The following is a 20543-nucleotide window of genomic DNA, read 5'->3' as shown; positions in this document are numbered from 1 at the left end:
CGGCCATGGGAGGAATGCAGGATTGTTACACACGACATCTCTTGTCGGTGATGCAGGAACGCTGGTCGGTCAGAGCGTCGCGCGTGTCGAGGATGCGACGCTGCTGACCGGGAACGGGCGATACCTGGATGATCTACCGCAACGAAAAGACACCCGACACATCGCCTTTTTAAGGGCGGGTCAGGCCCATGCTAAGATTATCTCCATCGATACCGAAGACGCTCGCGCGCTGCCCGGCGTCGTTGCAGTCCTGACAGGAGATGATGTCGCGGCGCTGACCCGGTCGATGACAGTGGGTGTGAAAGCGGATGTCGAGGCCTGGCCGATGGCCCGCGACCGCGTCCGCTATGTCGGAGAGCCGGTCGCCATGGTGGTGGCCCTGGACCGCTATGTGGCCGAGGATGCGGTCGACCTGATCCGCGTCGAATACGAGACCCTGCCCGCCGTGGTCGATCCGATGGAGGCGCTCGCCCCGGAGGCCGAGGTGCTACACCCATCGCTCGAGGGCAACCTGATCTCGGACCGCAGCTTCCGCTACGGCGATCCCGAGCTTGCCTTTGCAGAGGCTGCGCACCGGGTGTCGATTTCAGTCGCCTATCCCCGTAATTCTTGCACGCCGATGGAGTGTTACGGCGTCGTTGCGGAATACCTGCCGTCCGAAGATATGTTCGACATCACGGCGAATTTTCAGGGTCCGTTTTCGATTCATACGGTGATCGCGCGGTCGCTCAAGGTGCCGGGAAACCGGCTGCGACTGAGGACGCCACCGGATAGTGGCGGATCGTTTGGAGTTAAGCAGGGGGTGTTCCCCTATATCATTCTCGCGGGTGTCGCGGCCAGGGTCGCAGGCTGCCCCGTGAAGTGGATCGAGGATCGGCTGGAGCATCTGTCGGCCTCGGTATCGGCGACCAACCGGGTAACAACACTTTCGGCTGCTGTAGATAAGAAAGGGCGCATTCAAGCGCTCGATTGGGATCAGGTCGAGGATTGCGGCGCCCATCTGCGCGCGCCCGAACCGGCCACGCTTTACCGGATGCACGGGAACATGACCGGTGCCTATGCCATCCGCAACGTGTCGATCCGCAACCGAGTTGTGCTGACAAACAAGACCCCGACAGGGCTGAACCGCGGTTTTGGCGGGCCGCAGGTCTATTTTGCTTTGGAACGGCTGGTCCACAAAATCGCTCTGGAACTGGGAATTGACCGGCTGGAACTGATCCGCCGCAACCTGGTCCCAACAGGTGCCTTTCCATATCGCACCGCGACGGGCGCCTTGCTGGACTCTGGGGATTACAGCAAGGCCCTCTATACCGCCGCGCATGCAGGAAAACTGGACAAGCTTCTTGCCCTGCGGGACGCGGCGCGAGCCGAGGGGCGGCTTTACGGCATCGGCTATTGTGTGGCGATCGAGCCTTCGGTCTCGAACATGGGCTATATCACCACGGTCCTGACCCCAGACCAGCGGGCGAAGGTGGGCCCGAAGAACGGGGCGCAGGCAGTCGGCACAATCACCGTCGATCCGATGGGTGCGGTGACGGTCAAGACTGCTTCGGTTCCGCAGGGGCAGGGCCACCGGACGGTGCTTGCGCAGGTGGTGGGCGACATTCTGGGCCTGCCGATCAGCGACATTCGCGCCATCGTGGACGTTGATACCAGCCGCGACCCCTGGTCCATTGCGGCGGGCAACTATTCCAGCCGCTTTGCCGCCGCTGTCGCGGGCGCGGTCAGCCTCGCCGCGCAGCGGCTACGCGAGAAGTTGGCCGCAATGGCCGCACAGCAGTTGGGCTGCGCTCCCGAGGCGATCAGCTTCGCCGGAGGCAAGGTGTTCGACTGCGCAAATCCCGCCGCCGCGATCCCCTTCGGGCGGCTTGCGGGCACCTCGCATTGGGCGCCCGGCACCCTGCCCGAGGGCATCGGCCAGGCGATCAGCGAGACGGTCTTCTGGTCACCTCCGGAACTCACTCCGCCGAACGAGAAGGACGAGGTGAATTCCTCGCTCTGCCATGGGTTTATTTTCGACTTCTGCGGGGTCGAGATCGACCGGTTGTCCGGGCAGGTCAGGATCGACCGCTATGTGTCAATGCATGACTGCGGACGCATCCTGCATCCCGGCATGGTGGACGGTCAGGTCCGCGGCGCCTTCCTGCAGGCCGTCGGTGCCGCACTTTACGAGGAATTTGTCTATGCCGAGGACGGCTCCTTCGAAAGCGGGACCTTCGCCGACTATCTGATCCCGACGGTCATGGAGACACCGGACATCCAGATCCTGCATTTTGAAACGCCCTCGCCATTCACGCCTCTGGGCGCCAAGGGCGTGGCCGAGGGCAACTGTATGTCAACCCCCGTCTGCATCGCCAATGCCGTCGCCGACGCCCTGTCGTGCGAAGACATCACACTTCCCATCACACCATCCAAGGTGCTGGCGATGATCGGAGCGGAGGAACGTCCGCCATCAAAGCCAATCACCAGGCCTCTGCAGGCCAAGGCGAAACCGGGCGAGCGGGCGCTGACCGGCGAGGGTGAGGCTGACGTCTCCGCCCCGCGTGAAGCGGTCTGGCACATGCTGCTGGAAGCCGAGACGCTGGCCGCCATCCTTCCCGGCGCGCATGGCGTGCGGAAATTGTCGCCCGAACATTTTACCGCCACCGTGACGCTGGGCGTCGGCCCCGTGAAGGATAAATATGAGGCCGACGTCAGGCTGTCCGACATCGACCACCTGAACAGCGTCACACTGACCGGAGTCGTTACGGGAAGGCTGGGTTCGGGTGGGGGAACCGGGGTCATCCGGCTGTCCGACCTGCCAAGCGGCGGAACGCGGCTGCATTATTCCTATGTCGCGGCAGTTGGGGGCAAGGTCGCTTCGGTGGGTGGACGGCTTCTGGACGGGGCGGCGCGGGTCATCATCGGCCAGTTTTTCCAGAGCCTCGCTCGATACGCAGGCGGCAGCGAGACAGGCCGCCCGTCGCTCCTGAAACGAATTCTCCATCTTTTCCGGAGGCATAGATGAAACCCGCACGCTTTTCCTTCGTCCGCCCGCAGTCGCGGCAGGAGATCCTGGACGTGCTGACCGAACACGGGTCTGACGCCAGCGTGATCGCCGGGGGGCAAACGCTGGTTCCAATGCTGAACATGCGCCTGGCCAAGCCCAAGGTGCTGATCGACGCGGCACGGCTGCCCGACCTTGCCCGGATCGAGGAGAGGGACGGTGAACTCCGCATCGGTTGCGCCGTTCGTCAGGCGCAGCTGGAGCAACTGCCGAACCTTGTCACGAAGCAGCCGCTTTTGGCCCGTGCAATCCCTTTCATCGGCCATATCCAGACACGCGCCCGCGGCACTGTCTGCGGGTCGATCGCCCATGCCGATCCCAGTGCCGAGCTGCCGCTGTGCCTGATCGCACTGCAAGGCAAGGTCCACCTGCGGACCCGCCGGAAGGCGCGAACGGTCCGGGCGGCGGACTTCTTCCTGGGCATGATGTCCACCGTGCGCGAACCGGACGAGCTGATCGAGGCGGTCAGCTATCCAACTGCCGCGCCGGGAACAGGCTTCGCCTTCCAGGAAATCGGACGCCGTCACGGCGACTTCGCCATCGTTGCTATCGCCGCTATCGCCTCGCGTGAAGGGGTAAGCCTGACGGTGGGCGGCATCGACGATATCGCGCGGCGGTTCGACCTGGGCGCAGGTCAGGACGATGGGCTGGAAGATGCGCTTAACGACATCGCCTGGTCGCTGAACGCGCGTGACGACCTGCACGCTTCGGCAGCCTATCGCCGCGAGATCACCCGGCGCCTTGGCCGCCAAGTCATCCACCAAGCCAAAGCGGAAGCCGCCCGATGCCAGTCCTGAACGCAACATCCCGCCATGAGGTTACCTTCCGCCTGAACGGCGCCGAACAGACCGTCCGGGTCGAGAACCGGATGCTGCTGTCCGACGTCCTGCGGCACGAGATCGGCCTCACCGGCACCCATGTCGGCTGCGAACACGGCGTCTGCGGAGCCTGCACCGTCCAGATCGACGGTGCCCCGGCCCGCGCCTGCCTTGTCCTGGCTGCACAAGCCCAGGGCATGGAGATCCGCACGGTTGAGGCGCTGACGGCCGAAACAGGCCGCCTGTCGGTCCTGCAGCAGGCGTTCCGCGAACATCACGGGCTGCAATGCGGATTCTGTACGTCCGGCATCCTGATGACCCTGGACGCGCTTCTGGCCGCAGAACCTGACGCGTCCGAGGCAGTCATCCGGGACGCGCTGTCCGGCCATCTTTGCCGCTGTACCGGCTACGAGCCGATCGTCCGCGCGGCTTTGGCCGCGCGCGACACTTTACGAAAGGGAGGAAACTGAGAATGCTCGATCTTGGCACCAGCTTTTTGGCTGCCGTCAGCAGGGATCCAAAGGCGCTGGCCATCGTCGATGGCGACGTCCGGCTCACCTATGAGGAATGGTATGGACGGATTTCCGCGCTGGTTTCGTATCTGGACGGTCTGGGTGTAAAGAAGGGTGACCATGTCGTCACCGTGCTGCAGAACCGGTGGGAAAACGCCTCGCTGCACTGGGCGGCGCAGTTCGCCGGGCTGATCATCACACCCATCAACTGGCGCGCCACCGCCGAGGATCTGTCTCATGCCCTAACCGACAGCCAGGCGAAGCTGCTGATCTTCGACGACGTCGCGGGGGACGCGGTCGCCGCCTGTCCCGAAGCCGCGACGGTGCAGTGCCTGACCCTCCGCGACCTCCAGGAGGCGCTGGCCCGAACTGCCCCGCCCGCCCAACCCCGCGCGGATGCGGATTGCATCTCGCTGATGCTCTACACGTCAGGCACCACGTCGAAGCCCAAGGGCGTGCCGCGCAGGCACCGCACGGAACGGGCCGCGGCGGTCGCGCATATCGCGCAGAACCTTTACGCCTACAAGGAACGGACGCTGGGCGTCATGCCGCTTTATCACACGATGGGGGTGCGGTCGCTGCTGGCCCATGCGCTGATCAACGGCACCTTCGTCTGCCTGCCGCGCTTCAGCGTCAGCAGCGCTTTGGCACTGATCGAGAACGAGCGGATCACCAATCTCTACCTTGTGCCCACACTCTATCACGACCTGGTCCATCACCCCGACTTCTCGCCCGATCGGGTGCGGAGCGTGCGCAAGCTGGGCTATGCGGGCGCGCCGATGACCGACGGGTTGACCGCGCAGCTGGACAGGCTGTTCCAGCCCGACCTGTTCGTGAACCACTACGGCTCGTCCGAGGTCTATACCTTCTCGATCGACCAGTCCGCGGCGTGCAAGCCGGGATCGGCGGGCAAGGCGGGGCTGAACCAGATCATCCGCGTCATCCGCCTGGACGCCGGGGATGTCCACAGCCTGGCCGCCCCGCGCGAGGAAGGGCAGATCATCGCGCTTCTGCAGGGCGACGAGGCATTCGAGGGCTACTGGCGGCGTCCCGACGCCGACCGCAAGGCGCTGCGCGACGGCTGGTATCTGACCGGCGACACCGGCTTTTTCGACGAGGACGGCGACCTGTTCGTCACCGGCCGCGTGGACGACATGATCATCACCGGGGGCGAGAACGTCTCGCCGGTCGAGGTCGAAAGCTGCCTGTCGCTGCACAGGCTGGTGGACGAGGTTGCCGTGGTCGGCCTGCCCGATGAGCGCTGGGGCAAGGTCGTCACCGCCTTCATCAGGCGGCGCGACCCGTCTCTGACGCCCGAGATGCTGGACGAGCATTGCAAGCATTCGGGCCTGGCAAATTTCCGTCGTCCGCGCAGCTATGTTTTCGTCCATGAAATCCCGCGGTCGCCCGTCGGCAAGCTGCTGCGCCGCTGTCTCGTTGCAGGTGAATACGAGCCTGAGAAGCTCCCGACCATCGCCTGAGCAATCTTTCAATACGCATGAACAGGACACCCAACATGCCCACCACCTATGACTTCATGAACCCGCGCCTGGCTGCCCTGGACGGCTTCCGCGTCGAAATGGACGCCGCAAATGAACGTGCGGACATCATTCTGTCCCGTCCACCCTACAACGTCATCTCGATGGCGGCGCGTGATCAGCTGCGCCTCGTGTTCGAGGAACTGGACGAGGATGCAGCCGTGCGGGTTGTCGTCCTGCGCAGCGATGGGAAGGATTTCTCCTCGGGCGGCGATATCCGCGGCTTTCTGGAAGCCTCGCCCGAGCATGTCTCGAAACTCGCGTGGAATATCGCAGCGCCTGCACGCTGTTCCAAACCGGTCATCGCGGCGAACCGGGGATACACCTTCGGGGTGGGCTTCGAAATCTCGCTGGCCTGCGATTTCCGCATCGCCTCGGAAACGACGCAATACGCACTGCCCGAACAGAAGCTGGGCCAGATCCCGGGCTCGGGTGGATCAGCCCGGCTGCAGAAGATCGTGGGTGTGACGCGTACAAAGCACATCGTAATGCGCTCGAAGCGTATTTCGGGGCGTCAGGCGTATGACTGGGGCATCGCGACCGAGGTCGTCCCCGACGATCAACTTGAAGCGACTGTGGATGCCCTGGTGCAAGAGTTGCGAGAGTTTTCTCCCATCGCCCAGCGGACTGCCAAGAAGTTGCTGAATGACACCGACGACGCCCTCCTGTCCACCGCCATCGAGCTGGAAGGGCATTGCTACAGCCGTCTGCGCACATCGGACGACTTCCGGGAGGGAGTCGAGGCGTTCCACGCCAAGCGCGCGCCTGCTTTCGTCGGCAGCTGATGCGAACCCGGGGGGCGACGTGGAGGTCGCCCTCTATCTTCAGGGAGGAGAAAACATGGCTTTTATCGAAAAGGGGCCTGGCTTCGCCAGCGGCCTCCGGGACCTGCGATCTTGTTTCGGGGTCAAACCGCTGTCGGCGGGCATTGTCGCGGCGATCTTCGGCTGTTCTGGACCCGCGTTGGTCGTGATCGGCGCCGCCGAGAGCGGATCGCTCTCGCAGGGCCAGACGGTTGCCTGGCTGTTTGGCATCTATTTCTTCGGCGGACTGATCAGCCTGATCATGGCACTTTACTACAAGATGCCGGTGGTTGGTGCCTATTCCATTCCTGGCGCGGCCATGCTGGCCGGGGCGATGGGAGGCTTCACCTTCAACGAGATCGTCGGCAGTTTCATCATGGCCGGCGTCCTGGTGCTGATCTTGGGGTTGACGGGCCTCGTCGGCCGGATCATGCGCTGGCTGCCGATACCCATTGTCATGGCGATGATTGCGGGCGCCATGATCCGGTTCGGTACTGGAACGGTAGAGGCGGCCATCAAGATGCCGCTGATCGTGGGCGGAGCCATCGCTGCGTTCTTCCTCTCCATGCGCTTTTTCAAGGCTGTTCCCCCAGTTCTGTCCGCGCTTGTAGCCGGCCTTTTGATCACGTGGTTGACCGGCGGCTTCGTCGCCTCCGAGTTGAACCAGGGCTTTATTGCGCCTGAACTGACGATGCCGAGCTTCACCCTCGGTGCGCTGCTGGCCGTCGCCCTGCCGTTGGCGGTGCTGGTTCTGGGCGCCGAGAACGCGCAGGCGACCGGTGTCCTGATGGCCGAGGGCTACAAACCGCCCGTCAACGCCATGACCATCATCTCGGGTATCGGTGGGATCGCCGCGGGGCTGATTGGGGCGCACAACGCCAACATCGCTGGCCCGATGACAGCAATCTGTTCCTCGGAACAGGCAGGGGAAGACAAGGCAGCGCGCTACACCGCAGCCGTCACAAACGGCGTGCTGTTCGGGTCGTTCGGCCTGTTCGCCGCCGTAGCGGTGCCGCTCATCCTGCGCCTGCCTTCTCCCTTGATCATGGCAGTCGCAGGGCTTGCGATGATCGGCGTGCTGATCAGTTCGCTGCAAGAAGCCTTTGGCGCCGCGCGCGGCCACCAGATCGGCGCCTTCACCGCGCTGGTGGTGGCAATGTCGAACGTAAACCTGATGGGCATCTCATCACCCTTCTGGGCCCTAGTTGCGGGGGTGATAGTGACCCTGATCGCCGACCGGACCGGCAAGCCCGCGCCGCAGGCGGCCTGACACAGCGAGGATGCAAGCAATGCCGCAACACGATCTGTTTCCGGGCTTGCAAGGCAACAACTTGCATCCCGCCCTCCACGACCCTTGGGACGCTGCGGCATCCTGGGAGGAAAATGTCGCCATCGCAGTTCTGGTAAAAGTCGACGGACCCGCCTACCGCAGCGTCGGCAGCGCCATGGCGATTTCCGCCGAAGGCCGGATCGCAGGCTCTATCACCTCGGGCTGCATCGAGGCTGACATCGTTTTGCACGCGCAAGAGGTTCTGGCGTCGGGGCAGGGGCGAACGCTAAGATACGGCAAGGGATCAACCTTCATGGACCTGACCCTGCCCTGTGGCGGCGCCGTGGAACTCCGCGTGTTCAAGTTACGCGACTCCGCCGTGCTGGCCGAACTTGGCCACCTGCGGCGGGCCCGGGAGCACGTGTTGTTGCTGCTGGACCAGGCGGATCGGCTGCATCTGGGTGAGGCCCTTCCGGGCGTCCTGAGCATCGCCTTCGCCCCCTCGATGGCCTTCGCCCTCTTCGGAACCGGTGCCGAGCCCGTCGTCTTCGCGCATCTGCTGAACAGCTTCGGATATCGGCATGTGCTCTATTCTCATGACCGTGGCACAGTGGCCGCAGCATCGCGCCAAGGGATCAGAACGGTAGAACTGCGAAACCTGGCCGAGGTGGAGCTCATCGACGCTCAGACTGCCGTGGCCCTGTTCTATCACGATCACGACTATGAACTGCCGATCCTGCAGGCCGCGCTGCGGACACCCGCCTTTTATATTGGTGCACAGGGCAGCCGTGCGACCCATGCCGCGCGCTGCGCACGTCTGCAGGAGGGGGGCGCCTCCATGGACCAAATCGCACGAGTCTACGGGCCAATGGGCCTGATCCCCGCGTCTCGTGACCCGAAAGCCCTGGCTATGTCGGTTATGGCAGAGATAATGGCCGCTTTCGCGCAGGCCGCTCCGGCTCAATGCCCCTCGAAATTTGATGGATGGTCGAAATCCGCCAGCCGTTCGGCTGGAACATAGAGTTGGGCGGGCCGGGGCAGCCCCCTTACTCGGCCGACCGCAGGCGGTCACTATCGCGATTCAGGTCGTAGCGCAGGCAGCCCTGCTCAGCGCGGACGTCCGCGAGCATCCCAGTGAGGGCGGCCTGCAGGACCGCCCCCCGGGTATAGCCACCAGCGTCGCGACCAGGTGAATAATTCCGGACATCAGAACCCCTCCAGCACGATCTTGCCGCGTGCAGTGTTCGTTTCGATCAGGGCATGGGCCTTCTTCAGGGTCTCGGCATTGATCGGCGACAGCGTTTCGGTCAGCGTGGTGCGGATGCGCCCGGCATCGACCAGTCTCGCCACCTCGTTCAGCAGCTTGCCCTGCTCGCCGATGTCCGGCGTGCCGAAGATCGAGCGGGTGAACATCAGTTCCCAATGCACCGAGGCAGCCTTGCGCTTGAAGCCCAGCACGTCCAACGTTTCGGGGTCGTCGATCAGGCCAAAGCGACCTTGCGGCGCGATCAGGGTCTGAATGCCCTTCACATGCCGGTCGCTCTGGTTGGTGGAAAACACGAAGCCCGGCGACCCGATGCCCAGGGCCTCGACCTGCGCCGCCAGATCACCGTGGTGATCAATAACGTGGTGCGCCCCGAGCTCACGCACCCAGTCTTGTGTTTCCGGACGCGAGGCGGTGGCAATCACCGTCAGGTCGGTCAGCGCGCGGACAAGCTGGATGGCGATGGATCCAACGCCGCCTGCGCCGCCGATGATCAGTATGGCGTCGGCCGCGCCCGGAATGGGGCGGCCGATGTCCAGCCGGTCGAACAGCATCTCCCACGCGGTGATAGCCGTCAGCGGCAGGGCGGCGGCCTCGGCATTGGTCAGCGACTTGGGCTTGTGCCCGGTGATCCTGGCATCGACGAGATGGAACTGACTGTTCGCGCCAGGGCGTGTGATGGATCCGGCATAGAAAACCTCGTCGCCGACGGCGAAGCCTTGGGTCTCGGGCCCGACCTCGGCCACCCGGCCGACCGCATCCCAGCCAAGCACCTTCCAGTCGCCCTCGGTCGGGGTGGCGCTTTTGCGCACCTTTGTGTCCACCGGGTTGACCGACACCGCCGCCACCTCGACCAGCAGGTCATGGCCGGTGGCGGTCGGACGCGGCAGGTCGATGTCCTGCAGCGCATTCGCGCGGTCGATGGGTCCGGGTATCTTGTAGCCGATGGCCTTCATGAGATCGCTCCACTGGTTCGTTTGCGTCAAGGCGAAACTGGTCTTACTTTTGGGTTGCGACAATACGCACAAACAATGCACATAGTGTCGAAAAGGATACTGTCATGGTCAAGGCCCGCCATTCCCGCTTCGACTGCACGCCCGGCTGCTCGGTCGAGGCGGCAATCGGGCTGATCGACGGCAAGTGGAAGTCGATCATCCTGTGGCACCTGCTGTCCGGCACACTGCGCTTTAACGAGATCCGCCGCCACATGCAGAACTGCACGCCGCGCATGCTGACCAACCAGTTGCGCGAGATGGAGGAGGACGGGCTGATCACCCGCAAGGTTTACGCCCAGGTGCCGCCCAAGGTGGAATATTCGTTGTCCGATCTGGGGCGCACAATGGAGCCGATCCTGCGTGCCCTGAAGACTTGGGGCGACGAAAACATCGGCCTTTACGGCAAGCCGGTTGGACACGATCCACGCGACACGGCCTGACCCTCAGCCCTTGTGCAGATGCCCGGTCGGCAGGGCCGTGGTGTATTTCACCTGATCCAGGGCGAAGCTTGACCGGATGTTGGCCACGCCCGGGATCTGAGTCAGGACGTTCATCACCAGATCCTGATAGCGCAGCAGATCCTCAACTACCACGCGCAGCATGAAATCTTCGGAACCGGTCATCAGGTAGCATTCCATCACCTCGGGCCGGTCCTTGATGGCGTCGGTGAACGTCCCGAGCGAGGCCTTGTCCTGACGTGCCAGCGTGACATGGACAAACACGTTGACCAGCAGGCCCAGCTTAACCGGATCGACCAGAGCGACCGAGCCGCGGATCACCCCGCGCTCACGCATGTCGGCCACGCGCCGCCAGCAGGGCGAAGCCGACAGGTTTACGCGTTCGGCCAGTTCGGCGTTGCTGAGTTCGGCATCCTGCTGCAGCGCATCAAGGATTCGCAAACTGGCCGTGTCCAGTTCGGGTTTTTCTGGGGTCATTTTATCCTCCAACACCTAAGACTTGGATAAAGTTTTCCTGTTACACCTGCAGCTTGGGTCTGAATAGGTCGGATTACCCGTCGCATTGGTGTCACGATGGTCTTATCTTCCATCTATCGAGGCCGTCCATGTCCTGCGCTGCCCCCACTGCGACCTCGCACCCTTTCCGGACCGGAAACAGCCGGTTGTGGCTGTCGCTGATGGTGCTGCTGTGGGGTCTCAGCTGGCCTGCGACGCAGATGGCGCTGACCGCGGTGCCGCCCTTATGGCTTGCAACCTTCCGCTTCGGGTCGGCCGCCGTCTGCCTGTTCGCATTTCTGGCGCTGCGCGGCGGAGTCACCCTGCCGGAACGCGGCGACATGCCCATCGTTCTCAGCACCGGCCTGCTGCAGATGATGACCTTCACGGGCTTGGGCATGATTGCCATGACCCGAACCGATACCAGCCATTCGGTGCTGCTGGCCTATACCACACCGCTATGGACCGTTGCGCTTGCCTGGCTTGTCTTTCGTGCGCGGCCAGCCCGGGCGCAGGTCGCGGCGCTGCTGACAGGCCTGGCCGGCGTCGCCTTGATCTGCTCTCCCCTGGAAACCGACTGGAGCGCGCCGGGCGCCTTCATGGGGGCGGGCTTCCTGCTGATCGCGGCACTGGCCTGGTCGGCCGTGATCCTGCACGTCCGGCTCCATCGCTGGGTTTCGGCGCCCTTGGCGCTAGCGCCGTGGCAGATGCTGCTGGCAACCGTGCCGCTTGGCGGCCTTGCGCTGGCGTTCGAGGGCCTGCCCCACGGCATCCGCTGGAGCCTGCATCTTGTCGAGCTTCTGGTCTTCATCGGACCTGTCGCCACCTCGGCCTGCTTCGTGATCTCGGCAGAGCACGGGCGCCGGATCTCGACCTTTGCCATGTCGAACTTCACACTTGGCGTGCCGCTAATCGGCATCGCGGCATCGGTTGTGGTCCTATCCAACCGGCTGTCGCCCGTCTTTCTGGCAGGGCTTGCCCTGGTCCTTGCAGGGATGGCGGCGGCCGCAAGCGCGCAACGGAACGGCTGACACAAAAACAGGGGGGGAACGATGATTATCGAAACCGGGCACCTTAAGACTGTTGAGCAACGGCTGCTGTGGCTGTCGCACTGGATGATCCATCATGCCAACCACATCCGGCCCAAGGTGGATGGCATAAAGACCGGCGGGCACCAGGCATCGTCCGCGTCGATGGTGTCGATCATGACGGCGCTTTATTTCTCGGCCCTGCGCTCCGAGGATCGGGTGGCCGTGAAACCGCATGCTTCGCCGGTCTTCCATGCCATGCAGTATCTGATGGGCCGGCAGACCCGCGCGAGGATGGAAGCGTTCCGCGGCTTGGGCGGCGTGCAAAGCTATCCCAGCCGGACCAAGGACACCGACGACGTGGATTTCTCGACCGGCTCGGTCGGCCTGGGCGTGGCGATCACCAGCTTTGCGTCGCTGGTGCAGGATTTCGTGGCGGCCAAGCCGTGGGCTGCGGGCCTGCCGATGGGTCGTATGGTGGCGCTTGTCGGCGATGCCGAACTGGACGAGGGCAACATCTACGAGGCCCTGCAGGAGGGTTGGAAAAACGACCTGCGCAATTGCTGGTGGATCATCGACTATAACCGTCAGTCGCTCGACGGGATCGTGCGCGAGGGTCTGTTCGGCCGCGTCGAGAAGATCTTCGAGGCATTTGGCTGGAATGTGATCCGCATCAAGTACGGCGTGTTGCAGCGCGCGGCCTTTCAGGAACCGGGCGGCCATCGCTTGCGCGATTGGATTGATGCCTGTCCGAATGCCCAGTATTCGGCGCTAACCTATCAGGGCGGCGCGGTCTGGCGCAAACGGCTGATGGATGATCTGGGCGATCAGGGCGAGGTGTCCGCGCTGATCGAACGTCGCTCGGACCCGGAGCTTGCAGCGTTGATGGAGAACTTGGGCGGCAACTGCGTCGAAACCATGGCGGAGACCTTTGCGGGAGTGACACATGACCGCCCAACCTGCTTTCTTGCCTATACGATCAAGGGTTGGGGCACGCCCATTGCCGGGCACAAGGACAACCATGGCGGCCTGATGACCAAGGCGCAGATGGAGGAATGGCAGCGGCACATGGGCGTGGCGGAAGGTCACGAATGGGACCCCTTTGCGGGCGTGGTGAACAAGGAAGCGTTTCAGGACTTCCTGTCGCGCGTGCCTTTCTTTGCGGGCGGGACGCGGCGACACGGCGATGCGCGGCTGGCGATACCAGACCTTTCGCCCGTGGCGGACCGGGAGATCTCCACACAGGCAGCCTTTGGCAAGATTCTCGACCAGTTGGCCAGGGGGGACAGCGCCTTGGCCAAACGGATCATCACCACCTCGCCCGACGTGACCGGAACCACGTCGCTGGGTCCCTGGGTCAACCGCCGCAAGCTGTTCTCACGGCAGGCGCAAGCCGATGCGTTCATCGAACACCGTATCCCCTCGACCGCAAGATGGGAGTTTGCGCCCGAGGGCCAGCATCTTGAACTGGGCATTGCCGAGATGAACCTGTTCCTGCTTCTGGGCGCTGCGGGCCTGTCGCACAGCCTGTTCGGCAAGCGGCTGATCCCCATCGGAACGCTGTACGACCCCTTCGTTCATCGGGGGCTGGATGCGCTGAACTATGCCTGCTACCAAGACGCGCGCTTCATGGTGGTGGGCACGCCGTCCGGTGTGACGCTGGCGCCAGAAGGCGGCGCGCACCAGTCCATTGGCACGCCACTGACCGGAATGGCGCAGGACGGGCTTGCCAGCTTCGAGCCGGCCTTCGCCGACGAGCTTGCCGTGATCATGGAGTGGGCCTTCGATTATCTGCAGCGCGACGGTGACGGCGCTTTCGACGAACGCACCTGGCTTCGCGACGAGACCGGCGGATCGGTGTACCTGCGCCTGACGACCAAGCCGTTGGAACAGCCCGGAACCCGCGGCGATCAGGCCTTTCGCCAGGGCGCGATCGACGGGGCCTATTGGCTGCGCAAGCCCGGCCCCAATTGCGAGGTCGTGATCGCCTATCAGGGCGCGGTGGCGGACGAGGCGATCGCGGCAGCAGGGCTGATCGGCACCACGCGCCGCGACGTCGGCGTGCTGGCAGTCACCTCGGCCGACCGCCTGAACGCCGGGTGGACCGCGGCACAGCGCGAACGCGCGCGCGGGAACAGGCAGGCCATCAGCCATGTCGAGAGATTGATGGGCGATCTGCCGCGCCACTGCCGCCTGCTCACGGTCATTGACGGGCATCCCGCAACGCTGGCCTGGCTGGGTTCGGTCGCAGGCCATGCTACCATCCCGCACGGTGTCGAGCATTTCGGACAGACCGGCACCATCGGCGATCTTTATCGGCATTTTGCGATAGACCGCGATGCTCTCGTCGCCTCGGCCAACGGATTGACGTCTGGGCCCCGCATCCACGGCGCCCGCACTCATGATGGGTACGGACGCTGAGGCTCAAGGGCTAGCCGACGGCGGTCGCGTCGGTCCGGAAATCGTGCATTCCCTTGAACCACTTCAAGTCGGCAAACGTGACATTGACAGACAGCGGTATGGCCCTCTCTACGCAAAACGACATGACCTCCCGTCTTGTCGCAGCGGGTTCTATCCTAAAGAGAACGAACAGGAACGGCTGGCCATTTTCTGAATCGCGTCGGCTAATAAGAACCGACCGGGATCGCCAACGAACGATTGAGTTTATACAGATGGGTTGCTCCGGTTTTATCAAGAGCGATTTCGACCTTTGTCCAGAACGTCGAGGCCTGTTCGGCTGCGATACATTCCTTGGTTCTGCCGCCAGCAAAGGTAAGGGGCACCTTCGCCTCGGCGGCTGTCAGCATGAAGAAGTGGCGCAAACGCTGTGTGACCGGCAGGCAAGGTTTCCCCGTCGTGTCGATCCGTCGAGGTGCTGAGTGTCGTCGTGCGGATCTGTTCCGCATTGCAACGTGCGGCGCCAGTTCTGCGGCTCGCCACTTTGAAATCTTTCGTGGGAGCGCCTGATAGGGGATAGGTCAGCGTACACTCAGGCTCTCCGAGTATGAATGCCAGGACGCCGCCAAGCGGCAGCTATGCCGACCAGGCAGCCGGTCAACCCAAGTGGTAAATGAGGTTTGAATCTTGAACGATTTCGATCCTTGGAGCGTCGTTGAGGTCAGTTGACAATAGAGGCACCCTTTCGCATTCTTACGTCCTCACCAGGGGTGTCCCGACAAGGGGCTGAGATACGGCTGGGCCGCAAGGCAGCGCAGTGACCCTACGAACCTGATCCAGTTCATGCTGGCGTAGGGACGGTGCGGATGCCTTGCCGGTCGCATGCGACCAGTGGGGCATTCTATTCCCTCCCGTCGGTGCTGGGTCTTCAATGCTGCGACGCGAGGAGCCTCGACATGACATCTAAAGAAACCCTGACGGTTACCACCGGACCACTGCCCGCCTCTGTCAAGGTGTTCAGGCCGGGCGTGCTGCACCCCGACATCCGTGTGCCCATGCGCGAGATCGCCTTGCATTCAAGCGCGGGCGAGCCGCCGGTGACGGTCTATGACTCCTCGGGTCCCTATACCGATCCGGCCGCCGAAATCGCGATCGAACGCGGCCTTCCGCGCCTGAGGGAAGGTTGGACGATGAGGCGTGGGGACGTGGAGTCCTACGAGGGGCGGCATGTGAAGCCCGAGGACAACGGTTTTGCCTCAGGCGACCGGCTAACACCCGAGTTTCCCATCCGCCACCGCCCCTTGCGGGCGCGGAACGGGAAAGCTGTCACCCAGCTTGCCTATGCGCGCGCGGGCATCGTCACGCCCGAGATGGAATTCATCGCGATCCGCGAGAATTTGGGCCGCATGGCGATCCGCGAAAGGATGGTACGCGACGGCGAAAGCCTCGGCGCCGCCATCCCTGATTTCGTCACCCCCGAATTCGTCCGCGACGAAGTGGCGCGCGGGCGGGCGGTCATTCCGTCCAACATCAACCATCCCGAAGCCGAACCGATGATCATCGGTCGCAATTTTCTGGTCAAGATCAACGCCAATATCGGCAACTCCGCTGTGACCTCCTCGATGGCCGAAGAGGTCGAGAAGATGGTCTGGGCGACCCGCTGGGGCGCGGATACGGTGATGGACCTGTCCACGGGCCGCAACATCCACAACATCCGCGAATGGATCATCCGCAATTCGCCTGTGCCCATCGGCACCGTGCCGCTCTACCAGGCGTTGGAAAAGGTCGGCGGCATCGCCGAAGACCTGACATGGGAGATCTTCCGCGACACGCTGATCGAGCAGGCCGAGCAGGGGGTGGACTACTTCACCATCCATGCGGGGGTGCGTCTGCACATGATCCCGCTTACGGTGGATCGCGTCACGGGGATTGTCAGCCGGGGCGGCTCAATCATGGCAAAATGGTGCCTGCATCACCACCGCGAGAGCTTCCTCTACGAGCGCTTCGAGGAGATCTGCGACATCATGCGCGCCTATGACGTCAGCTTCAGCCTTGGCGACGGGCTTCGCCCCGGCTCCATCGCGGACGCAAACGATGCAGCGCAATTCGCCGAACTGGAGACCTTGGGCGAGCTCACCAGGATCGCCTGGGCCAAGGACTGCCAGGTCATCATCGAAGGCCCCGGCCATGTGCCGATGCACAAGATCAAGGAGAACATGGACAAGCAGCTTGCCGTCTGCGGCGAGGCGCCGTTCTACACCCTCGGGCCGCTGACGACCGACATCGCGCCGGGCTATGATCACATCACCTCGGGCATCGGCGCGGCGATGATCGGCTGGTTCGGCACAGCGATGCTCTGCTATGTCACGCCCAAAGAGCATCTGGGTCTGCCCGACCGGGATGACGTAAAGACAGGCGTCATCACCTACAAGATCGCTGCCCATGCCGCCGACCTGGCCAAGGGACATCCGGCGGCAAAGCTTCGCGACGACGCCCTGTCTCGCGCTCGGTTCGAGTTCCGGTGGGAGGACCAGTTCAATCTGTCACTGGACCCTGAGACGGCGCGGGCCTTCCACGACGAAACCCTGCCGAAAGAGGCGCATAAGGTCGCACATTTCTGTTCGATGTGTGGGCCGAAATTCTGTTCGATGCGAATTTCCCACGACATCCGTGCCGAGGCGCAGAAAGAGGGCATGGCCGCCATGGCGCAGAAATACCGCGAGGGCGGCGACCTATACATGCGGGTGGTTGAGGAAACCTGAGCGGACATGACCCTCATGCGGTTTCGCATGTGCGCGGGACCGCATGGCTCATGTGATAATGCATTCATCATAGGCCCAAACTCGCTAACGGCGACTTGGAGATGACCTATTTTACGTGGGCTTAAGCAGGAGGCCAACATGTCCGACATGATGCCCAAGGAGGTGATGAGTCCACTTCCGGTACGTCCGACCGTTGCGACCATCGCGACGGTGTTCAAGGATGGTCATGTGCTTCTGGTGCGGCGTGCGAACCCACCGGACGCTGGCCGATGGGGTTTTCCCGGCGGAAAAACAGACTTCGGAGAAACCATTGAAACTGCTGCAATCCGTGAGCTTCTGGAAGAAACCGGAATACATGCAACCCCGCAACGTGTCTTCACAGCCGTCGACGCGTTCGATGACGATGAATACGGTGTGCTGCGTCATCACTACGTTCTAGTGGCAGTCCTCTGCACTTGGAAATCCGGCGAGCCCACTGCCGGTGATGATGCCTTAGAAGCCGGATGGTTCGCCCTCGACACGCTGGAGGACGACAACCTTGCGCTCAGTCTCGACGTAGCGAAAGTTGCCCGCCAAGGCGCAACAATCGTTGCTTAAGCTGGCTGATGCAGTGTCTGATTGCCTGTTCAGGGTTCAAGCTCATCAGAAAAGCCATACGGCTTCAGACCGTGCAAGAACAATCCGTGAACAGTGGCCATAGTTCCGATACGCCCCTGATCGTCAAGGACTACAGGTCAAGACAGGGCAAAAAGGTGAAGAGAGACTGCTGATCCGGCACAGGCTGGCCGCTGAAGCATGGCTTTGGCGGGATCTTCCAGCCGGGTGGCAAAGCACTTGGGAACATGACAACAACACAGGTGCCGTCCGGCTGATAAGCCTCTTTTGTCTGAACATGCTGCGTGCGGCAACTTGTCCTATTGGTAGCACATCAAAAGAAAAATAAAGATCATGAACTGGCCCCCAATTCGACCGGACACTTGGGCATAACCATGGAGGCTTAGGCATATGCCTAAGCACGTGCTTATGTCAGAGATCGAAATCATCACCGATGGCGGCCGTCGGCGCCGTTGGACTGCCGCCGAGAAGCTGCGGATCGTCGAGGAGACGCTGGATGGACAGGCCAGCATCTCGGTCGTGGCGCGGCGCAATGGCGTGGCGCCAAACCTGTTGTATCGTTGGCGGCGTCTGATGCTGGAAGGGGGAAGCGTCGCGGTGACCGAAGACGACGATGTGACCAGCAATCGCGTGGTTCGCGAGATGGAAAGCCGCATCCGTGAACTTGAGCGCCAGCTTGGCCGCAAGACGCTGGAGGCAGAGATCTTGCGGGAAGCCCTGGACAAGTCACGGGTAAAAAAACCGACCTTGCTCGCGGGGTCGCCATTGAAGGGCGGTTTCCAGTGAAGGCGGTGGCCGAGATGTTGGGGGTTTCCCGCTCCAACCTGGTCAACCGGCTGCAGGGCAAAGCGAAGCCGCGGCGGCGCTACCATAAAGCGCAAGACGCGGCGTTGGTGCCGCTCATCACAGCACTCGTGGCGGCGCGGCCGACCTATGGCTACCGTCGCATCACCGCAATCCTGAACCGCCAACTGCGATCGGAAGGCTTGGCGCCGTGCAATCACAAGCGCACATACAGGATCATGAAAGCACACAACCTGCTGCTGGCCCGCAAGTATTGCGAGCGGCCGCAGCACATCCATGACGGCAAGGTCATCGTGATGCGCTCGAACCTCCGCTGGTGTTCAGATGGCTTCGAGTTCGCCTGCTGGAACGGCGACATCGTCAGAGGTGCCTTCATCATTGATGCTCATGATCGCGAGATCATCGCCTGGAGAGCAGTGGTCAATGCCGGGATCAGCGGGTCCGACATCCGCGACATCATGCTCGAAGCCGTGGAGCGGCGGTTCAAGGCACTGCGCGCGCCAGCGACAATCGAGATGCTGACCGACAATGGGCCGCCTTACATCGCAAAGGATACCCAGATCTTCGCCCGTCAACTCGGGCTGAAGCCCTGCTTCACGCCGATCCGCAGCCCGCAGAGCAACGGCATCTCGGAGGCATTCGTGAAGACGCTCAAGCGCGACTATGTTCAGGTGACGCCGCTGCCGAATGCCCAGACTGGGCTTGAGTTGATCGGAAGCTGGATCGAGGATTACAACGACAACCACCCGCACTCAGGTTTGAAGATGCGCTCGCCCCGCGAGTTCATTGCAGCCCAAATCGCAACAGCCTGAGTGTCCGGTGAAATGGGGGCAAGACCAGATCAAGCCATTGGAACTCTTACGCTTCGTAAGGTCATTTCACTAAATGCCCTCAATTGACAAGAAAATTTCGAGCAGAATACAACGAAGGATGTGCGCTGATGGGCATCATTGATCCCAGCATCATTGCGGTCCTGAAGAACTACAGGCAGGCGCAACAAGGCACCGAGTGTAAGGTCGCGCAGACCATAGGCTCCGTGCTGGTGGACTCGCTCAGGCGAATTTCGCTGCACAGACCCGCACGTGAACCCGAGAAGGTCTGCGGCTAAAGCCGACGAATTATGCATAGACAAAACGAGCCTTTTTGCACATTCTGCATGTGCTGGCCCGCCCATACATTTTGTCGAAAGCGACAGGCCGGTTGATTGACGTTCTGAGCTGCTGATTTTCACAGTCGTCCCGAGGGTCGGGCGACAGCACGGCGGACACCAGATGACCGACACGACTATTAGCCACTCGCGCGCTGCTTGTTCCTCCAACCAGAGCGGCGAAGCTGCTGCCCACGATGACCTTGCCACTTTTCTTCGGGGATGGGTCAATGCCTGTCTCGATGACGGCGTGCAGGAGCTGGACACCATGATCGTGACGGCGCCTGACAGCTTGAAAGCAGAGTTTTGCTGCTATGATGTCATGGCCGAGGAGATCGAGATCGTGGTCCAACGCATTTGGACAGACCTCGCAGTGCAGCGGATGCGGGTCGGCCGTTAACCACGCAGGAAGGGTGGATTCACAAACGAAGTGCAAATGCCAAGATAATACGGGTATTTGCATGAGTTTTACGAATGGCTCCCCACTACCAGCACCTAAAGCCTGTTGCACTCAATCGGCCTCATACCCTGCAGCTTTGAAGTAGTTGTAGCATTCCTCGTCGGAGAAGAGGTCGCAGACCTGGCCAACCG

General features: G+C 62.5%; 18 protein-coding genes and 1 riboswitch. Of the genes, 15 read left to right on the top strand and 3 right to left on the bottom strand.

Annotated elements, in window-relative coordinates:
* The first annotated feature begins 22 nt into the window (after window positions 1-22).
* The 7 genes from RAH32_RS19145 to RAH32_RS19115 are packed head-to-tail and all read left to right on the top strand — an operon-like array spanning window position 23 to window position 9008.
* The gene (locus tag RAH32_RS19145; RefSeq protein WP_306610022.1) at window positions 23-3007 is read left to right on the top strand and encodes a xanthine dehydrogenase family protein molybdopterin-binding subunit; all 2985 of its coding nucleotides are present in this window, start codon (window positions 23-25) and stop codon (window positions 3005-3007) included.
* Entirely contained in the window at window positions 3004-3843 is an 840-nt protein-coding gene (locus tag RAH32_RS19140) for an FAD binding domain-containing protein (protein WP_306610021.1), read from the top strand. The genes RAH32_RS19145 and RAH32_RS19140 overlap by 4 nt, the downstream gene beginning before the upstream one ends.
* The gene (locus RAH32_RS19135) at window positions 3831-4334 is read left to right on the top strand and encodes a (2Fe-2S)-binding protein (RefSeq protein ID WP_306610020.1); all 504 of its coding nucleotides are present in this window, start codon (window positions 3831-3833) and stop codon (window positions 4332-4334) included. Before RAH32_RS19140 ends, RAH32_RS19135 begins: the two co-directional genes overlap by 13 nt.
* Window positions 4335-4336: 2 nt before the next feature.
* Window positions 4337-5857 (top strand): AMP-binding protein, encoded by a 1521-nt coding sequence (locus tag RAH32_RS19130; RefSeq protein ID WP_306610019.1) that lies wholly within the window; start codon window positions 4337-4339, stop codon window positions 5855-5857.
* A gap of 35 nt (window positions 5858-5892) precedes the next feature.
* Window positions 5893-6699, top strand: coding sequence for an enoyl-CoA hydratase/isomerase family protein (locus RAH32_RS19125; protein ID WP_306610018.1), 807 nt, complete (start codon window positions 5893-5895; stop codon window positions 6697-6699).
* 55 nt (window positions 6700-6754) lie between these two features.
* A complete protein-coding gene (locus RAH32_RS19120) occupies window positions 6755-7987 on the top strand; it encodes a benzoate/H(+) symporter BenE family transporter (RefSeq protein WP_306610017.1) in 1233 nt (410 codons plus the stop codon).
* A gap of 19 nt (window positions 7988-8006) precedes the next feature.
* Window positions 8007-9008: an XdhC family protein gene (locus RAH32_RS19115; RefSeq protein ID WP_306610016.1), complete on the top strand. Its 1002-nt coding sequence runs from the start codon at window positions 8007-8009 to the stop codon at window positions 9006-9008.
* A 185-nt stretch (window positions 9009-9193) separates the two neighbouring features.
* Here RAH32_RS19115 and RAH32_RS19110 read toward each other — a convergent pair whose 3' ends face one another.
* Window positions 9194-10207 carry a zinc-binding alcohol dehydrogenase family protein gene (locus RAH32_RS19110; protein ID WP_306610015.1) on the bottom strand — a complete coding sequence of 338 codons (1014 nt, stop codon included), beginning with the start codon at window positions 10205-10207 and terminating at the stop codon, window positions 9194-9196.
* Between the two features lie 104 nt (window positions 10208-10311).
* Here RAH32_RS19110 and RAH32_RS19105 point away from each other — a divergent pair, with 104 nt between their 5' ends.
* Window positions 10312-10686, top strand: coding sequence for a winged helix-turn-helix transcriptional regulator (locus tag RAH32_RS19105; protein ID WP_306610014.1), 375 nt, complete (start codon window positions 10312-10314; stop codon window positions 10684-10686).
* Between the two features lie 3 nt (window positions 10687-10689).
* Here the strand turns inward: RAH32_RS19105 and RAH32_RS19100 are convergent, their stop codons facing one another.
* Window positions 10690-11181: an Lrp/AsnC family transcriptional regulator gene (locus tag RAH32_RS19100; RefSeq protein WP_119887274.1), complete on the bottom strand. Its 492-nt coding sequence runs from the start codon at window positions 11179-11181 to the stop codon at window positions 10690-10692.
* Between the two features lie 128 nt (window positions 11182-11309).
* Between RAH32_RS19100 and RAH32_RS19095 the strand changes: the two genes are divergently transcribed.
* Both RAH32_RS19095 and RAH32_RS19090 read left to right on the top strand, forming a co-directional pair.
* On the top strand, window positions 11310-12230 hold the full coding sequence (locus RAH32_RS19095; RefSeq protein WP_306610013.1) for a DMT family transporter: 921 nt from the start codon (window positions 11310-11312) through the stop codon (window positions 12228-12230).
* Window positions 12231-12251: 21 nt separating this feature from the next.
* Window positions 12252-14648, top strand: coding sequence for a 1-deoxy-D-xylulose-5-phosphate synthase N-terminal domain-containing protein (locus tag RAH32_RS19090; protein ID WP_306610012.1), 2397 nt, complete (start codon window positions 12252-12254; stop codon window positions 14646-14648).
* Between the two features lie 203 nt (window positions 14649-14851).
* Here RAH32_RS19090 and RAH32_RS19085 read toward each other — a convergent pair whose 3' ends face one another.
* Window positions 14852-15034, bottom strand: coding sequence for a hypothetical protein (locus RAH32_RS19085; RefSeq protein WP_306610011.1), 183 nt, complete (start codon window positions 15032-15034; stop codon window positions 14852-14854).
* 346 nt (window positions 15035-15380) lie between these two features.
* Window positions 15381-15500, top strand: a riboswitch (TPP riboswitch).
* A gap of 80 nt (window positions 15501-15580) precedes the next feature.
* Between RAH32_RS19085 and thiC the strand changes: the two genes are divergently transcribed.
* From thiC to RAH32_RS19060, 5 genes are all read left to right on the top strand, one after another.
* Window positions 15581-17386 carry a phosphomethylpyrimidine synthase ThiC gene (gene thiC, locus RAH32_RS19080; protein ID WP_306610010.1) on the top strand — a complete coding sequence of 602 codons (1806 nt, stop codon included), beginning with the start codon at window positions 15581-15583 and terminating at the stop codon, window positions 17384-17386.
* Between the two features lie 138 nt (window positions 17387-17524).
* Complete coding sequence (locus RAH32_RS19075) at window positions 17525-17983, top strand: NUDIX hydrolase (protein WP_306610009.1); 459 nt, start codon at window positions 17525-17527, stop codon at window positions 17981-17983.
* 408 nt (window positions 17984-18391) lie between these two features.
* Window positions 18392-19617, top strand: a protein-coding gene (locus tag RAH32_RS19070) for an IS3 family transposase (protein WP_306610008.1) whose coding sequence is annotated in 2 segments (ribosomal slippage) — window positions 18392-18734 and window positions 18734-19617 — 1227 coding nt in all. Because the reading frame shifts where the segments join, the coding sequence is not laid out codon by codon here.
* Between the two features lie 128 nt (window positions 19618-19745).
* Window positions 19746-19913: a hypothetical protein gene (locus RAH32_RS19065; protein ID WP_306610007.1), complete on the top strand. Its 168-nt coding sequence runs from the start codon at window positions 19746-19748 to the stop codon at window positions 19911-19913.
* A gap of 163 nt (window positions 19914-20076) precedes the next feature.
* On the top strand, window positions 20077-20352 hold the full coding sequence (locus tag RAH32_RS19060; RefSeq protein ID WP_306610006.1) for a hypothetical protein: 276 nt from the start codon (window positions 20077-20079) through the stop codon (window positions 20350-20352).
* Window positions 20353-20543 lie beyond the last annotated feature (191 nt).

The organism is Paracoccus yibinensis (assembly GCF_030846195.1).
GTDB lineage: Bacteria > Pseudomonadota > Alphaproteobacteria > Rhodobacterales > Rhodobacteraceae > Paracoccus > Paracoccus yibinensis.
This window is presented reverse-complemented; position numbering and strand designations above follow the sequence as displayed.

Coding starts and splice junctions, on each gene's coding strand:
- RAH32_RS19140 (WP_306610021.1), top strand. CDS start 3,004: ATGAAACCCGCACGCTTTTCCTTCGTCCGCCCGCAGTCGCGGCAGGAG.
- RAH32_RS19135 (WP_306610020.1), top strand. CDS start 3,831: ATGCCAGTCCTGAACGCAACATCCCGCCATGAGGTTACCTTCCGCCTG.
- RAH32_RS19130 (WP_306610019.1), top strand. CDS start 4,337: ATGCTCGATCTTGGCACCAGCTTTTTGGCTGCCGTCAGCAGGGATCCA.
- RAH32_RS19125 (WP_306610018.1), top strand. CDS start 5,893: ATGCCCACCACCTATGACTTCATGAACCCGCGCCTGGCTGCCCTGGAC.
- RAH32_RS19120 (WP_306610017.1), top strand. CDS start 6,755: ATGGCTTTTATCGAAAAGGGGCCTGGCTTCGCCAGCGGCCTCCGGGAC.
- RAH32_RS19115 (WP_306610016.1), top strand. CDS start 8,007: ATGCCGCAACACGATCTGTTTCCGGGCTTGCAAGGCAACAACTTGCAT.
- RAH32_RS19110 (WP_306610015.1), bottom strand. CDS start 10,207: ATGAAGGCCATCGGCTACAAGATACCCGGACCCATCGACCGCGCGAAT.
- RAH32_RS19105 (WP_306610014.1), top strand. CDS start 10,312: ATGGTCAAGGCCCGCCATTCCCGCTTCGACTGCACGCCCGGCTGCTCG.
- RAH32_RS19100 (WP_119887274.1), bottom strand. CDS start 11,181: ATGACCCCAGAAAAACCCGAACTGGACACGGCCAGTTTGCGAATCCTT.
- RAH32_RS19095 (WP_306610013.1), top strand. CDS start 11,310: ATGTCCTGCGCTGCCCCCACTGCGACCTCGCACCCTTTCCGGACCGGA.
- RAH32_RS19090 (WP_306610012.1), top strand. CDS start 12,252: ATGATTATCGAAACCGGGCACCTTAAGACTGTTGAGCAACGGCTGCTG.
- RAH32_RS19085 (WP_306610011.1), bottom strand. CDS start 15,034: ATGCTGACAGCCGCCGAGGCGAAGGTGCCCCTTACCTTTGCTGGCGGC.
- thiC (WP_306610010.1), top strand. CDS start 15,581: ATGACATCTAAAGAAACCCTGACGGTTACCACCGGACCACTGCCCGCC.
- RAH32_RS19075 (WP_306610009.1), top strand. CDS start 17,525: ATGTCCGACATGATGCCCAAGGAGGTGATGAGTCCACTTCCGGTACGT.
- RAH32_RS19065 (WP_306610007.1), top strand. CDS start 19,746: ATGGGCATCATTGATCCCAGCATCATTGCGGTCCTGAAGAACTACAGG.
- RAH32_RS19060 (WP_306610006.1), top strand. CDS start 20,077: ATGACCGACACGACTATTAGCCACTCGCGCGCTGCTTGTTCCTCCAAC.